Origin of the sequence: Pararhizobium gei (assembly GCF_029223885.1) — a bacterium.
In the GTDB taxonomy this organism is placed as follows: domain Bacteria; phylum Pseudomonadota; class Alphaproteobacteria; order Rhizobiales; family Rhizobiaceae; genus Pararhizobium; species Pararhizobium gei.
In genome coordinates this window covers 150,001-165,554 of the sequence record NZ_CP119409.1, presented here as the reverse complement: position 1 = coordinate 165,554, position 15,554 = coordinate 150,001, and the positions used below count along the sequence as shown (strand labels likewise).

The 15,554-nt window shown below is 54.3% G+C and carries 10 protein-coding genes, 1 tRNA gene and 2 rRNA genes (1 of these 13 running past the window's edge); 2 read left to right on the top strand and 11 right to left on the bottom strand.

The annotated features are described in order from the left end of the window. Positions 1 to 91: 91 nt before the first annotated feature. From PY308_RS00740 to PY308_RS00710, 8 genes are all read right to left on the bottom strand, one after another. Positions 92 to 1,282 carry a M24 family metallopeptidase gene (locus tag PY308_RS00740; RefSeq protein WP_275786920.1) on the bottom strand — a complete coding sequence of 397 codons (1,191 nt, stop codon included), beginning with the start codon at positions 1,280 to 1,282 and terminating at the stop codon, positions 92 to 94. Positions 1,283 to 1,387: 105 nt separating this feature from the next. Then, positions 1,388 to 3,208, bottom strand: a complete 1,821-nt coding sequence (locus PY308_RS00735; protein WP_275786919.1) for an ABC transporter ATP-binding protein — start codon at positions 3,206 to 3,208, stop codon at positions 1,388 to 1,390. A gap of 2 nt (positions 3,209 to 3,210) precedes the next feature. Then, a complete protein-coding gene (locus PY308_RS00730) occupies positions 3,211 to 4,149 on the bottom strand; it encodes an ABC transporter permease (RefSeq protein WP_275786917.1) in 939 nt (312 codons plus the stop codon). Further along, positions 4,146 to 4,433: an ABC transporter permease subunit gene (locus tag PY308_RS22920; protein ID WP_350339844.1), complete on the bottom strand. Its 288-nt coding sequence runs from the start codon at positions 4,431 to 4,433 to the stop codon at positions 4,146 to 4,148. Before PY308_RS22920 ends, PY308_RS00730 begins: the two co-directional genes overlap by 4 nt. Positions 4,434 to 4,483: 50 nt before the next feature. Further along, positions 4,484 to 5,544, bottom strand: a protein-coding gene (locus PY308_RS00725; protein WP_275786915.1) for an IS630 family transposase whose coding sequence is annotated in 2 segments (ribosomal slippage) — positions 4,484 to 5,052 and positions 5,052 to 5,544 — 1,062 coding nt in all. Because the reading frame shifts where the segments join, the coding sequence is not laid out codon by codon here. 68 nt (positions 5,545 to 5,612) lie between these two features. After that, positions 5,613 to 6,260 carry an ABC transporter permease gene (locus tag PY308_RS00720; RefSeq protein WP_275786914.1) on the bottom strand — a complete coding sequence of 216 codons (648 nt, stop codon included), beginning with the start codon at positions 6,258 to 6,260 and terminating at the stop codon, positions 5,613 to 5,615. A gap of 93 nt (positions 6,261 to 6,353) precedes the next feature. Then, a complete protein-coding gene (locus PY308_RS00715) occupies positions 6,354 to 7,982 on the bottom strand; it encodes an ABC transporter substrate-binding protein (protein WP_275786912.1) in 1,629 nt (542 codons plus the stop codon). Between the two features lie 61 nt (positions 7,983 to 8,043). Then, positions 8,044 to 10,131, bottom strand: a complete 2,088-nt coding sequence (locus PY308_RS00710) for an NADH:flavin oxidoreductase (RefSeq protein ID WP_275786909.1) — start codon at positions 10,129 to 10,131, stop codon at positions 8,044 to 8,046. Between the two features lie 138 nt (positions 10,132 to 10,269). Here PY308_RS00710 and PY308_RS00705 point away from each other — a divergent pair, with 138 nt between their 5' ends. Further along, positions 10,270 to 11,250, top strand: coding sequence for a LysR substrate-binding domain-containing protein (locus PY308_RS00705; RefSeq protein ID WP_275786906.1), 981 nt, complete (start codon positions 10,270 to 10,272; stop codon positions 11,248 to 11,250). A 456-nt stretch (positions 11,251 to 11,706) separates the two neighbouring features. After that, on the top strand, positions 11,707 to 12,456 hold the full coding sequence (locus PY308_RS22915; RefSeq protein ID WP_350339843.1) for a hypothetical protein: 750 nt from the start codon (positions 11,707 to 11,709) through the stop codon (positions 12,454 to 12,456). Here the strand turns inward: PY308_RS22915 and PY308_RS00695 are convergent. From PY308_RS00695 to PY308_RS00685, 3 genes are all read right to left on the bottom strand, one after another. After that, positions 12,413 to 12,489 (bottom strand) — tRNA-Met (locus PY308_RS00695). The genes PY308_RS22915 and PY308_RS00695 overlap by 44 nt on opposite strands. Before the next feature lie 228 nt (positions 12,490 to 12,717). After that, positions 12,718 to 12,832 (bottom strand): 5S ribosomal RNA (gene rrf, locus PY308_RS00690). Between the two features lie 427 nt (positions 12,833 to 13,259). Beyond that, a 23S ribosomal RNA gene (locus tag PY308_RS00685) occupies positions 13,260 to 15,554 on the bottom strand (it continues 623 nt past the right edge of the window).

The window sequence follows — 15,554 nt, the reverse complement described above, 5'->3', positions numbered from 1 at the left end:
AACGGCGACCGAATTTGTAATGGCGATTACGGCCAAAAAGATTGAAGCTCGCAAAGCTCTTTCAACTCGCCCTACATTTGCTCGCCGTGGCTCAAGCAATCAGCATCTTGCTTTCGATCGGAACAAGTGCTTCTGCACCGTTTTCCGTAATGTGGATGGTGTTAGAGCAGCAAGCAGCGCCAACTCCTGCCTGATACAAGGCAGGCACGAGATGGAAAACCATGCCCGGTTCAAGCTTTTGATCATTTCCGGGGCTGAGTTTCATGATGTGATCCTCATCCCAACTTGGCGGGAAACCTATCCCGACGCTATACCCGGCGCGCACGGTGAAGTATTCCAGACAACCTTCGACAGCAATGGCGGCGCGAACGACTTGGTCAGCACTATGAGAGGTCATCCCCGGCCCGATGTTCTGCAGGGCCGCTAGTAAACCCGCACGAGAGGCTGCGTGCAGATACGCACCTTCGCTGTTCGGCGGTCCGATCGAACCTATCCGATATATAGGAGCGCAATACCGATCAACAGCCGCAGAAAACTCGAGAGTGATGAGATCTCCCGCACTTATTCTGGTCCGACCAGCAGTGGATTGGGTAGCGCTCAGCGGCCCAGATACAACGATTGGCGGCATCGCCAATTGATCGCTTCCAAGGGTCATGAGAGAAGAATAGGCCAAAGAAGCCAGCGTCGAGTCCGTTTGGTCCGTGTCGATGTGCGACACAACTTCACGCATCGCAGCCGCAGCCATTGCGCCCGCCTCGCGAAGGCGCTGGACTTCCAACGGTGACTTTACCGACCGCAATCGTTCGATAATTCCGGATGCGTTCCGGATCTCGCAGCCATGTACATGCCGGGAAATGGCATTGACCGCATTTGGCGAAATGGTGCACATGTCGAGTTCAAAACCCAATCGCACTCCGGGTCCCAAAAGCCGATTAATTGTTTCGCCAAAAACCTGATGGGCATCTTCCTCGTCTGCGATCGACCGCGCCATTTCAGACCAGTTTGCCACCTCTATAAATGAACTCACGCTCTTCATGTAGGTTCGGCGACCAATCCAGAACCCCCTTCCGTCAGCACACAGAACGAGGCCAAATAGGCCCAGGCTGATTTTTAAGGGAAGCCCAGATACATAATAGTAGTTTGCTGGCGTTGTGAGAACGATCGCATCGATATCCAATGCTCTTATAGCATCGCACGTTTGGGCACGACGGCGGGAAAATTCCTCGGGCGGGAAGGGTAACTTAAAGTTCGACGATTGATACTGTGATGCGCTCTGCGTCACGGCAGTCTCCATGAATATATCGAAAAGGGGATAGACTGATTCTTTCAGTCTTTTGGGGGCAGCTTGTTCAATTCAAAAAACTGCCTGGGAGGAAGCTGCCCGGAATCAGCTTATGAGTTCCGTTGCGTTGCGATGACACGCCACACGCCGCTCAACTCCGATTGTACGCTCCGGGGGTCTCGTCTCGTTACACTTTTCGACTATGGCGACCGGACAACGCGTGAAGAATGCACAGCCGATGCCTGGCAGACTAGGAAGATTTCCACTGTCCCCGACAGGGCGGAATTTTTCCATCTCTTCCTCAAGCCAGCCAATTCGCATCTCGGGAACGGAAGAAACGAGCAATTTTGTATAGGGGTGTGCGGGTTTCTCAAGGACCTCGCGCGCTGGGCCTTTCTCCACGATGGACCCGGCGTAGAGAACAGCAACCTGATCGGCGAGCGATGATACGGTTAAAAGGTCATGGCTGATGAACACGAACGATAAACCGGAGCTCTTCTGCAATCTCCTCAGAAGATCGACGATGTTGGCGGACACGATACTGTCGAGTGCAGAAGTGACTTCGTCACAGAGCATTACTTCCGGGTTGGCAGCGAGCGAACGCGCGAGGTTGACTCGTTGCATTTGTCCGCCAGACAGCTGTCCAGGGTAGCGTTGCGCCAGTTCGGGTTTGAGGTCCACCAATTTGAGTAGATCGGAAACCCGTTCCCGCTTTTTTGCGCCGCGGAGCCCGGAATAGAATTCTACCGGCCGGCCGACAATCTCGCCTACGGTGTGCTTCGGATTGAGCGCTGTGTCGGCCATCTGATAGACGAACTGAATTTTCCGCAGTTCCTCTTTTGACCGGCTTTTGTAAGATGGTGCCACTTCAAGCCCGTCAAGCCTTACGATTCCGCCAGCCTGCGGCAGTAAGCCGGCCGCAACCCGCGCCAATGTCGATTTCCCGCAACCCGATTCGCCAATCAAGCCGACGGTTTTCCCGTAACCAACCCTCAAATCGACCTCCCGGAGGACCGGGACGACCAGCTTTCCGTCGATGCTGGTACCGTAGCCTGCAGTAACACCGTCCAAAGTCAACGCTGCCATCCCTGCGGGTGAAGGTTCGTTCTCATTTGTCTCCGCCTTAAGCAACCTTGGTCGCGCGGCCTCGATGAGACGCTTTGTATAGGGGTGCTGCGCGTTGTTGATGATCGCGTCAGTGGTACCTCTTTCCTGGACTTCCCCCTGATAAAGGACCACAATATAGTCAGCTATCTGAGAGACGACGGCTAGGTCATGCGTTACATATATTGCACCGGCGCCTGAGTCGCGGATCACTCGCTTAAACGTTTTCAGAACTTCAATCTGCGTGGTGACATCCAGAGCCGTCGTGGGCTCGTCCAGAACGATCAAATCCGGATCCCCGCAAAGCGCCATCGCAGCCATCAGCCGCTGGAGCTGACCGCCGGAAACCTGGTGCGGGTATCGATTGCCAATCTGATCGGGATTTGGAAGTTCGAGCGCGCGATAGAGCTCAATGGCTCTTTCGTCGGCTTGTATTTGGGTCTTGCTGCCGTGACGAACTGGACCTTCCGTCACCTGCTCGTTAATGCGCAATGCCGGATTGAATGCCGCAGCAGCACTTTGCGCGACATAGGTAACACGCTCGCCCCGTATTGCCCGGATCGACCGGGCGTCCAACTTCAAAATGTTGTGTCCATTCAGTCGGGCTTCTCCGCCGGAGAATTTCAACCCCGGTCTGCAGTAACCGAGAGCACTTAGTGAAATTGTCGTCTTGCCAGACCCAGACTCGCCGATCAGGGCGACAATCTTGCCCTTGGGGACGGCAAAATCGACGTTTCTAACGATCGGAGTTTCACTCCCATCATGCTGAACTGCGCTCACACAAAGGCCAATGGCCTGAAACACAATTTTCTCTTCGGTCATGGTTACATTTTCCTCGAGAATTTGCTGCCAGCCTGTGCAGAGAAATCATCCACGATTAAGTTGATTCCAATTGTGAGGGTCGCCAACGCAAACGCCGGGGCAATAACTGGCACGATGGACGCCCCAAACGATTGGAATGCACCCAGGTTCTCCCGAACCATAGATCCCCAGTCGGCATGCGGCGGTTGAACGCCAAGCCCAAGAAAACTGAGGCTGGATAGGAACAAGGTGACGTAGATCAGCCTCAAACCGAAATCGGAAACCAGAGGCATTGCCGCATTTGGCCATATCTCTCGCATGACAATCCACCAGGGGCCCTCACCACGCGCTTGAGCGGCCTCGATGAAATCAGTCATCTTGATTTCCATTCCGATCGCCCTTGCCATTCGAAATACGATGGGGATGTACACAAGGCTCGCAACGATAATCAGCATCGATGTGCTTGAGCCGACCGCAGCGACCATGACCATCCCAAGCATAATAGTCGGGAGGCTAAGGAGCGCATCGTTTATGCGACTGAGGACCATGTCTGTTTTTGGACCCGCAATCGCGGCAAAAAAGCCCAACAGAATGCCGAACACATAAGCGATCGCAGTCGCGGTGAAAGAGATTCCAATAGTTCTTCCAGCGCCATAGATCACACGGGAGAGAATATCCCGGTCGTCTACGTCGGTGCCAAGCAAAGCTCCCGCCTGAGGCGGCTGAAACTGGCCGTAAGCATCCGGAAAAGGCAGGTCATTCTCGCCATAAGGCGCCACCCATCGTCCAAAGCCGGCGATAATCAGCCAAGCCAGGACTATTATAAGGCCTGCTTTGCCGGTGGCTGAGAACTTGAACCTTCCCACAGCCACGGCCTTCGTCTCGACGAAGTGGAAAGTCTTGCTTGAGGTATAAACAAAGTGTTCTTCCATATTGCAGGAATAATCTTTTTGAACACTCATCTTGGATGCCTCAGTTTTGGGTTGGATGCAATGATGCAGATATCGGCGATTAGCATAAGAAACACATAAGCTGCGCAGAATATCATGCCGATACCTTGGACCAATACATAGTCCCTTGTCAGAACTCCTTGAACTATCAGTGTTGAGAGGCCAGAATATGCGAAGAAAACCTCAACTACGATCACGCCAGTTGCGAGGTAAGCCAGGTTCAGGGCGACTACGTTGATGATTGGTCCGATCGCATTGGGGAGAGCATGCCGCCAAACGATGTGACTTTTTGTCATGCCCTTGAGAATCGCCATTTCCACGTAGGACGAATACCAACCGTCACTGATTAGAACCCTTGCGCCCATTTGCGTCGGCCGATTGACATGATCTTCCATGGTCGTTGCTGGAGGGTTCTCCAAGCGTAGCAGCAGTGGTCGACGATATCCTCGTAGGATTTGAAGACTCGGTTTGAGAGCCAGTTGTCCCTCATGAACTGCCAGATGTTTTCGACCGGGTTCAACTCGGGCGATTTGGGCGGCAGTGGCAGGATGGTGATGTTTTCTGGAACGACGAGATTGTTGGACATGTGCCATCCGGCCTGATCCATGATGAGGACGGCGTGTGCATGAACGGCGACGTTGCGGGATATCTCGATCAGGTGCTGGTTCATGGCATGGGTGTCGCACCACGGCATGACGAGAGCGGCGGCCTTGCCGTGCTTGGGACAGATGGCACCGAAGATATAGGCCGATCGGGTTCGCTGGTCGTGCGGCGCGGACGGCCTTGAGCCCCGCTTGGCCCAACGACGCGTGATCTTGTTCTTCTGGCCTATCCGGGCTTCGTCCTGGAACCAGATTTCGATTACTTTGCCCTTGGCGGGACCTGCGGCGATTTCTGCCACAGCGGCGGGGAAGTTTTTTTAAATGCCTCGGCCGCCTCGGCATCCTGCGCATGATGTCTTGGGCGAGCCGAGAGCTTGCGATAGCCCATGGCACGCACTTCGCGGCCCAGGGTCTCCTCGCTCACCGAGATGCGGAACTCTTCCCAAATCCATTGCGCCAGATCACACAGACGCCAGCGAACGACTCCATCCAGATACGGGGTCGGTCCGCGCTCTATGGCTTGCGCCAAAGCCGTTCGCTGTTCATCGTTCAGGAGAGAAGGTTTGCCCGGGGCCTTGCCGTTGATAAGGCCGGCGGGACCGCGTTCATTGAAGCGCACCACCCAGTCGCGCACGATCTGAACCGTCACACTGCCAAGCCGGGCGGCATCGGCGCGTGAGCCGCCATCATAGATCGATGCAAGTGCCAGAAGCCGCCGTGCCTGATCGGCATCGCGTGTCTGCCGAGCCAGAAGCCGCAACCTGGCTCCGTCGAAGTCCGATCGCAAAGAAACCGCTGAACCCATCACAAACCTCCAGTTTGCATCACAGATTCAGATTCGTTGGCTGCTGGGAACCCCCTTCAGAGTCATGCTCACTGACGGTTGGTAGAACTCATTACGTTAAGAACCGCAGCCCTTGTCATACGTATCAATTGAGACGCGATCACAAAACAAAGCACTGCGACCGGCATTCCAAAATGTGAAAGAATCTCAAAAAGCGTCATGGTGCCGACGTCGCCAATGACGACGGAACTGCCAATTCCCAAGGTGAACACAAAAATGAGAACAAGCAGAGTAGCCGTAAAGAATTCGGGCGTGGCGATAAGGGAAACAGATATCAGTGTTAAAAAACGATCATAAAGGCTGCCCGGAAACATCGCGGCAAATATTCCAAGGACAAGGGAAATGGGCACGCCAATTACAGCGGTTAAAACACTGACAGTCAGCGTATTCTTATAACGATCTGCGATCAGATTGGTGATCGGCACATCGCTAGATAACGAACGCCCCATGTCGCCCTGAGCGAAGGCCGACAGCCAATTCCAATATTGCTGCCAAAGCGGCAAATCCAAACCTAGCTTCGACCTGAGTGCGGCAACATTCTCAACGGTTCCAGCCTGCCCCAGTCGCAACTGAGCAGCGTCACCAGGCAAGACTCTCGTTCCGAGAAATATTATGATTGAGACCGCGAGCATTGTGAGCACGCCAATACCAATCCGCTTTGCAATCATCCCATACATAGATGTTCCTCGGGCAAATGCTGATTAAATGCATTTTCCAGGCCCTGCATTTGCAGGGCCGTTCTTTTCCGACAGAGTGCGGTTTATACGCCGTCAGGCATCATCGCGCCAAAGCGTGGGAGCTGACTCGCCACCCCCGAAAGTGTTCAGAGGCACGTATGTCCGACCCTTGACGTAAGCGGCCGCTCCATCGGTGTAGTTGCGGAAACCAGGCAATATGAGTCCGGCCCCCTCGTGGATCATCGTCTGCAGGTCGCAATACGCTTGCTTACGCGCGGATGGATCGGTTATTCCCCTGGCTTGAACGAGCAATTGGTCGAATTTCTCATCCTTCCAATGGGTTTCGTTCCATGCAGCTCCACTTTCGTAGGCTAGGGTCATCATAATATTTGCCGTAGGGCGCATGTTCCAACTTCCAACGCAGATCGGACTTTTCAGCCATACCGCGCCCCAGTAGCCATCCGCGTTCACTTTCTGAACATCAATGTTGAGGCCAATTTTTGCCGCTTCTCTTTGAAGGAAGAGGCATTGCTCTACGGCTCCTGAAGCAACTTCTGCGGTCACGATTGGAACAATCGTCGATCCGATCCCTGATTTCTTGAAGTGATATCGGGCTTTTTCAGGATCCAGTTGCCTCTGTGGAATGTCAGAGCAATAGTCCTGGTAAGAGGGGCCAATTGGCTGATCGTTACCAATTGTTCCCTCACCATTGAACACCCCCTTTACCAGCCGTTCCCGGTCCATCAAGTATTGCATGGCGCGAATAAGATCCATGTTCCCGGATGGCTGGACGTTCAACTGCGACGCGATATGGACGGTCATGCTTGACTTTACCGACCATACTTCCTTTCCGGCAGTGGCATTCACTTGATCGATGGCCCTGGGAGACAGGGGTCCGATGATATCGACGTCGCCCGCAAGGAAGGCGTTCAGACGCGCGACCGGATCTCCGATGGCAAATGTCTCCAGTTCGTCAAGGTAAGCTCCCTCGGTCCAATAGTTTTCGTGTCTGACACCGATGGCGCGAACAACTGGCTTGAATTCCTTTATCTTATACGGCCCCGTGCCGTTTGTGGTCTGGAACTCCGTTTGTCCGTCTTGGATAATTTTAAAATGGAACGTCCCCAATGCAATGGGAAGGTCAGCGTTAGGGGCGTCAAGAATAGCCTTGACCTCATACTTGCCGACTTTTTTCCACTCTTTAACCATGGAAACCAAGGACGAGGCCTTCGAGATGGAATCTTTACCCAAATGCCGGTTCATCGAATAGATGACATCGTCGGCGGTGAGTGTTCTGCCGTCGTGAAACTCGACACCCTGACGAAGCTTAAACGTCCATTCGGTAGCATCCTGATTGGGCGTCACTTGCTCGGCAAGTTCCGGTTCATAGGTCAAGTTCGCCGTCAGGCGGGTCAGTGAGCCGTAAAACATACGCAACCGGAAATAGTCGAGCGAGGACGTCGCCAGCGCTGGGTTCAGGGTATCGTTCGGCCCGTGCTGATCACTGGCCAAGATCAACCTGTCGCCCTTTTTGGGCGTGGCGGCCAACGCTTGGCTCACATCCGCGAAAATGGTGGAAGATGCGGCCGCAGTTGCGCCGGCGGCCATCAGCCAGCTCATAAACTGGCGCCGCCCTACGCCACAGCCCAGCATCTTTGTCATGAGTTGCATGTCGTTTGGGCTGATTGTGCCAAACGCGGGATCGTTGCTTCGCTTTGTCATAGATTCCCCTTTTTCTTCATTGTCGATCTGAGTAGTTTTGGAACTTATAGGTCAGTTTTTCCTATAGTTTTGAGCAAATCCGATAGGCGTCGTAGACTGCTGAGTGGATATCGCGGCTTGAAATCGCGTCTCCAATTCTATGCAACTCAAAACCAGCAGATTTGTCGGTGTTCTCGGCGCTAGAATCCGTTCCATCTACTAGGAGAGAAATCTCCGTGACTCCCGCGTTGCTTGAGTGTCTGCGCAACTCATGATAGATCTCATCAAAAGGCGCAGTGCCGAACTCAACAATTAGTTGAGATGCCACCACTTCAATTTCTTTCTCCGTGAGATCGATACGGAGGATCGCCGCGATCTTCTCTCCTTTTCGCTCCACTCTTACCAGTTGGGCTTGATTGATTATTGGAACGTCGTATTCAGCCAATCCTTTTCGGAAGCCTGTCCGGTCTTGTGGCGGCATCTCAATGCCGATGGCGTCATCAACGGTTGCTATTTGGACTTTGCATCCCTTTCTCGCGAGGTGCAGAGCACAGGAAGCGGCCGCCTGGCGGCCCGTGCCGTCATAGATCAGCACGTCGTCTTTGACGGGGGTGCTTCCGCTCAGGATATCCCAGACGGTATCGCAGTATTCGGCTCCGTCGACCCAATCGGCGTCGGGAGTTCCTCCGGTAGCCACAACAACGACATCCGGCTTTTCGGCCATGACGGCCTCGCCATCAGCAAAAGTGTTCAAGCGTACCTCGACACCGAGTCGATCCAGTTCGGAGACGCGCCAATCAATGATGCCAATAAGATCGCGGCGTGCCTTGGCGGAGGACGCCAAAACGATCTGGCCACCAAGTCTCCGTGCTGCTTCGAACAGGGTGACTTCGTGCCCGCGTTCCCTCGCGACGCGCGCTGCTTCCAAACCTGCGGGCCCACCGCCCACCACAACGAACCGCTTTGGAACCTTGGCCTTTTCAATGGTGTGGCTTAACGAAACCTCACGGCCGGTCGCCGGGTTGTGCACGCAAAACGGACTTTTGTAGAGACAGTAGGAGGCACCTACACACGGTCTAATCCGTTCCTCCTCGCCAGCGAGGAGTTTGTTCACCATGTGCGGATCCGCGATATGAGCCCGGGTCATGCCGATGAGATCGACGAGCCCCTCTGCTATGGCGTAGCGGGCCGTGGCGACGTCTCGAATTCCGGCGGCGTGAAAGACCGGCAACTTCGTTTCATTTCGGAACTGTCCAACCTCGGCGAGAAAGGGCGCGCTCTGAATGAACATTCCCGGCATGTTGTGTTCCGACAGTGTCTTCTCGGTATCCATCCTGCCGAAGATGCAGTTAAAGAAGTCCACGTGTCCTTCCCGTTCAAACAGTCGCGCCGTTCCAAGACATTCGCCAAGGTTATACCCTTCGTCTCCGCCTTCATCGATCGCCAATCGAATGCCGACGATAAAGTCATCGCCCACTGCACGCCTGACCGCCTCGTGAACCATAAGGCCGAACCGAGCTCGGTTCTCCAAAGAACCGCCAAAGCTGTCCGTTCGCTTGTTGGTTCGCGGCGACAAGAACTGGCCGATTAGATGACCGCCGGTCAGCGTCTCAACACCGTCAAGACCGCCATCGCGACAGCGTCTGGCGGCGTTGGCATAGTCCTGAACGATCCGTTTGATGTCAGCATCGTCCATCTCCTTTGGAATGTCCCGATGCAAACGCTCACGCACTCGTGACGGGGCGACCGTGGGCAACCAGTTGCCGGCGAATGATGTTCCTCTGCGACCGAGATGCGAAATCTGACACATAACGGCTGCACCGTGACTGTGCACTCGCTCCGCAAGGTTTGCAAAATGCGGAACCACGAGGTCATTCGAAAGATCAAGCTGGCCTCCACCCCAATTCGAATCTGGCGAGGTCATAGCGGATCCGCCGATCATCGTCAGCGCCAAGCCACCTCGGGCCTTCTCCTCGTGATACCGGACATATCTTTCCAGCGGCAGTCCGCCATCATCTACGTTGGAGGCATGGCTCGTGCTTATTATCCTGTTGCGCAGCTTCAAACCTTTCAAAAGGAATGGCTGCAACAACGGATCTTTGGAGGACTTGTTCTTGTTGATTTCAAGGACTGCTTGATTCACCCTGCGCACCTCTGGATCTGCCGACATACGAAAATGTCTTGGTAGACAATCTGCACCTACCCATCGTCATCGTGACGGGCCTTTCCCGGCGCCGCTTCCATTATTGAGCGCAATGCCATGAGCTGAATAGCTTGAAAAATATCATGGGGGGCATACAGTGAGCGTATGCCGTCATTCTCCCGTCAGTTCCCGAATGCCAGAACCCTGCTGATCTTCGAGGCGGCGCTCCGCCTGGGCAGCTTCACCGCTTCCGCGAAGGAGTTCAACGTCACTCAGCCATCGGTAAGCAGGAGCATCGCGCAACTTGAGACAGAACTCGGGGCCGTTCTCTTCGTTCGAAGCCCCACGGGGCTAAGCCCCACACCAGAGGGAAGGTTGCTCTATTCTGCCGTCAAAAGCGGCTTTGAAGAAATAGCTGTCGCCATTCAGAAGATTGGCGAACGACGTTCCGCTAAACCGGTTGTGACGTTGTCAATGTTGAGCGCGACGATAAGCTATTGGCTTGTTCCAAGACTCAGTAAATTCAACGCCCTTTTTCCCAGCGTGGACATCCGGTTCGAGCTGATAACCGGCTCACTTCAGGGTGGGGCCGAAAATGTCGACCTTGCCGAACGAATGATCGATCGTGATGATGTCCGGTATAAATGGTGGGCCTTCGCTCCAGAGGTTATTTTTCCTGTTTGTAGTCCCGGCTATCTTGCCGCGCACGGAATGTTAGACGACAGCCCCTCGGGCGAGGGTCATAGTTTTCTGCACTTCGCTAGCGCAGATTATCCATGGATGAAATTTTGGGATGCGGCTGCCAAGGGTAAAGGGAGTGCAGCGAAAACCATCGAATTCACTGACTACGCGGCGATTCTTCAAGCGGCGGTAAATGGAGAAGGCATTACGTTGGGCTGGATCGGTGTAATTTCTTCCCTGCTCATGCAGGGCCGGCTCGTTCCTGCATCCAACCGTCGTATTGAGACTGGGAAAATATATGGACTGGTCGCTCCTCGTCTACGGCCTATCAGGCCCATCATCGAAGATATTTGCGCGTGGCTACTGGAACAGATGGGACAGGAACTGGATGAAGTCAATACGTTGTTTCCTTTCAACTATTCGAATGCGGAGGTGATCGCCTTAATGTCATCCACCAAGGTATAATCCCCACTCGGTGGCCTACGGGCATTGGAGGGCTGCGGGAGCTCCCTCCGGCAGGAGATTGAGCTCAACAGATGATTTTTGGGCTGGTGGCGATCTTGAGCGCCTCTTTGGGGTGTCGTCCCCGCCGAGTAACTCTGCGTGCTGGTTTTGAAGGCCTGATATTCCGGGTCCGGCTGCGGCGTATTCGCTTCGGGTTCTTCGATCACACTGTCGGCCGGATGCGCCGAGCACGGCTCCGGCTCATTTCATCCATACAAAGACAAACTTCTTCTGCGGTCACAGGACCTGCGCATCGTCGATCAGAACCTGTGGGATGCAGTGAAGACACGGCAGGACCAACTGGCGCTGGAGCCCGGAACCCAGCCTGGCGACAATCGTATCCTGAACGAACGCCGCCGGCCAAAACACCTGTTCACCGGGCTCGTCAAATGCGGCTGCTGTGGTGGCGGCTATTCCATGATTTCGAAGGACATGCTCGGCTGCACCAACGCCCGGACCAAGGGGACTTGTGACAATCGGCTGAACATCCGCCGCGACACCCTCGAACAATCCGTTCTGAACGGGCTCGACAAGCATTTGATGGAACCGGAGTTCTGCAAGGAGTTTTGCGACGAGTTCACGCGTGAAGTGAACAAGGCGCGGATGGAGGCTCGTGTTTCCATCGACGCCGCGCAGACTGAGACGAAACGGATCGACCGGGAGCTCGAAAAGATCCTTGATCTCTATCTCAAGGACGCTATGCCGGTGGATATGGTCAAGGAACGCAGCACCAAACTCGAAGCCCGCAAGAAAGAGTTGGCCAGCTTCCTCGATGGCACAGAAGAACCACCTCCCCTGCTGCATCCCAATCTGGCAAAATATTATCATAAGGAGATCGCTGCTCTCCACGACCAGTTGGGCAATGAAGAAATGCGCGCAATGGCGGCCGACAAGCTCCGCACGCTGGTCAGCCGTATCGATCTCGTGCCCGATGGTGCGGAACTGGTGATCGTGCTGCGCGGCGATCTTGCCGCGATCCTGACGTTTGCATCTGGCAAGAGGAAGCCCGACTTTCTCAACGAGCAGGCAATTCTGGAAAAACTTATGGGCCGCGCCGGTGCGATTGAAGGGCAAAAACACAAAAAGCCCCACGAGGGGGCTTTATTGTTATCGCAGGGATGTTTGGTTGCGGGGGCAGGATTTGAACCTGCGGCCTTCAGGTTATGAGCCTGACGAGCTACCGGGCTGCTCCACCCCGCGGAATTGAATTGGGCTACTGTTGCAGCCCGGGTTGTTTGCCGGTCCTCGAAGGCTTTGCCTTTTGCGGTTCGGCGTGGCTGCTCCATCGGCGTGATACGGCAGCCTCTTGTCTCTGTTATCCGGGTTAGTATGGCCAAGCAAAAAGGCCGCTTGAGGGCGGCCCGCTGTTCGGCTGAGCCGGAAGGTGATGAGAAGATATTTTGTTTGGTATTTTCTTGCCTTTAGTAGACCTGGCAGCGACCGACTCTCCCGCGTCTTAAGACGGAGTACCATAGGCGCTGGGGCGTTTCACGGCCGTGTTCGGAATGGGAACGGGTGCAGCCACCCCGCAATAACCACCAGGTCAACTAAGGGCAAGATTTACACCTGCAGTGCAGGTGTAAATCTTGGTTTTTCCTGGCGCAGATGCCTTGTCCTTTTCGCTGAGGCTCAAAGGGGACCTGCGCCGGCCATACTGCAGATCCTTGAAGGAGGACACAGGTGGCAAACCAAGATTTCACACCGCAGTTGCGGGGTAAAACCAAAATGAGAAGCTGGTTCACTCTAGGAGTGATTAGGGATTAGTCGTTAGTGACTAGTCTTTTTTGAACACGTCTTTTTCAAGCTGCTTGAGGCACATCCGGAGCAAAGCTCCGCAAGGCCAAGGGCCGTCGCGCATCGTTGCGCGGCCCGTCCGGAGCGCAGGCCCAAAGGGCCGACAGCGTCAGGACAAAAGACAGCTTGGGATCATTGAAGCGCCATTGGCGCTTCGATGAGCACGAGCAATGAGAACAATCAAGCCAATCGAACGATTAGTACCGGTAAGCTTCATGCATTGCTGCACTTCCACACCCGGCCTATCAACGTGGTCGTCTTCCACGGTTCTCAAGGGAATACTCGTTTTCAGGTTGGTTTCCCGCTTAGATGCCTTCAGCGGTTATCCATTCCATATATAGCTACCCTGCTATGCGGCTGGCGCCACAACAGGTCCACCAGAGATATGTCCATCCCGGTCCTCTCGTACTAGGGACAGATCCTGTCAATATTCCTACACCCACGGCAGATAGGGACCGAACTGTCTCACGACGTTCTGAACCCAGCTCACGTACCGCTTTAATTGGCGAACAGCCAAACCCTTGGGACCTGCTCCAGCCCCAGGATGCGATGAGCCGACATCGAGGTGCCAAACAACCCCGTCGATATGGACTCTTGGGGGTCATCAGCCTGTTATCCCCGGCGTACCTTTTATCCGTTGAGCGATGGCCCTTCCACACGGGACCACCGGATCACTATGACCGACTTTCGTCTCTGCTCGACTTGTCAGTCTCGCAGTCAGGCGGGCTTATGCCATTGCACTCGACGAACGATTTCCGACCGTTCTGAGCCCACCATCGCGCGCCTCCGTTACTCTTTCGGAGGCGACCGCCCCAGTCAAACTACCCACCATACACTGTCCCGGATCCGGATAACGGACCGCGGTTAGACATCCATGACGATAAGGGTGGTATTTCAAGGATGGCTCCACGAGAACTGGCGTCCCCGCTTCAAAGCCTACCACCTATCCTACACATGCCGACACGAATGCCAGTGTAAAGCTATAGTAAAGGTGCACGGGGTCTTTCCGTCTGACCGCAGGAACCCCGCATCTTCACGGGGAATTCAATTTCACTGAGTCTATGCTGGAGACAGCGGGGAAGTCGTTACGCCATTCGTGCAGGTCGGAACTTACCCGACAAGGAATTTCGCTACCTTAGGACCGTTATAGTTACGGCCGCCGTTTACTGGGGCTTCAGTTCAAAGCTTGCACCTCTCCCTTTAACCTTCCAGCACCGGGCAGGCGTCAGGCCCTATACGTCGTTTTGCAACTTCGCAGAGCCCTGTGTTTTTGATAAACAGTCGCTACCCCCTGGTCTGTGCCACCCCATCTCACTTGCGTAAAATGGGGTCACGCTTCTTCCGAAGTTACGCGTGCAATTTGCCGAGTTCCTTCAGCATAGTTCTCTCAAGCGCCTTGGTATACTCTACCTGACCACCTGTGTCGGTTTCGGGTACGGTCTATAATGGTGGAGCTATTTCCTGGAACCGCTCCGCTGCCCACTCAATCCAATAAGAATGAACAACTTGTGCAATCCGTCACTACCACCAGGCCCACGAATATTAACGTGGTTCCCATCGACTACGCATTTCTGCCTCATCTTAGGGGCCGGCTAACCCTGCTCAGATTAACTTTAAGCAGGAACCCTTGGTCTTTCGGCGAGGGAGTCTCTCACTCCCTTTATCGTTACTCATGTCAACATTCGCACTTCCGATACCTCCAGGACCCCTCACAGGTATCCCTTCACAGGCTTACGGAACGCTCCGCTACCACACATATCCTAAGATATGTATCCTCAGCTTCGGTGCATGGCTTTAGCCCCGTTACATTTTCGGCGCAAAACCCCTTATTTAGACCAGTGAGCTGTTACGCTTTCTTTAAATGATGGCTGCTTCTAAGCCAACATCCTGGTTGTTTTGGGAGTCTCACATCCTTTCCCACTTAGCCATGACTTGGGGACCTTAGCTGGAGGTCAGGGTTGTTGCCCTCTTCACGACGGACGTTAGCACCCGCCGTGTGTCTGCCGACTAGTACTTCCGGGTATTCGGAGTTTGGTTAGGATCAGTAAGACGGTGAGTCCCCATAGCCCATCCAGTGCTCTACCCCCCGGGGTATTCGGTCGACGCACTACCTAAATAGTTTTCGCGGAGAACCAGCTATTTCCGAGTTTGATTGGCCTTTCACCCCTAGCCACAAGTCATCCCAATCTATTGCAACAGATGCGGGTTCGGTCCTCCAGTTGGTGTTACCCAACCTTCAACCTGCTCATGGCTAGATCACTCGGTTTCGGGTCTAATGCGACGAACTGAACGCCCTGTTCAGACTCGCTTTCGCTGCGCCTTCACCTATCGGCTTAAGCTTGCTCGTCACACTAAGTCGTTGACCCATTATACAAAAGGTACGCCGTCACTCTTGCGAGCTCCGACTGTTTGTAGGCAACCGGTTTCAGGTTCTATTTCACTCCCCTTGTCGGGGTGCTTTTCACCTTTCC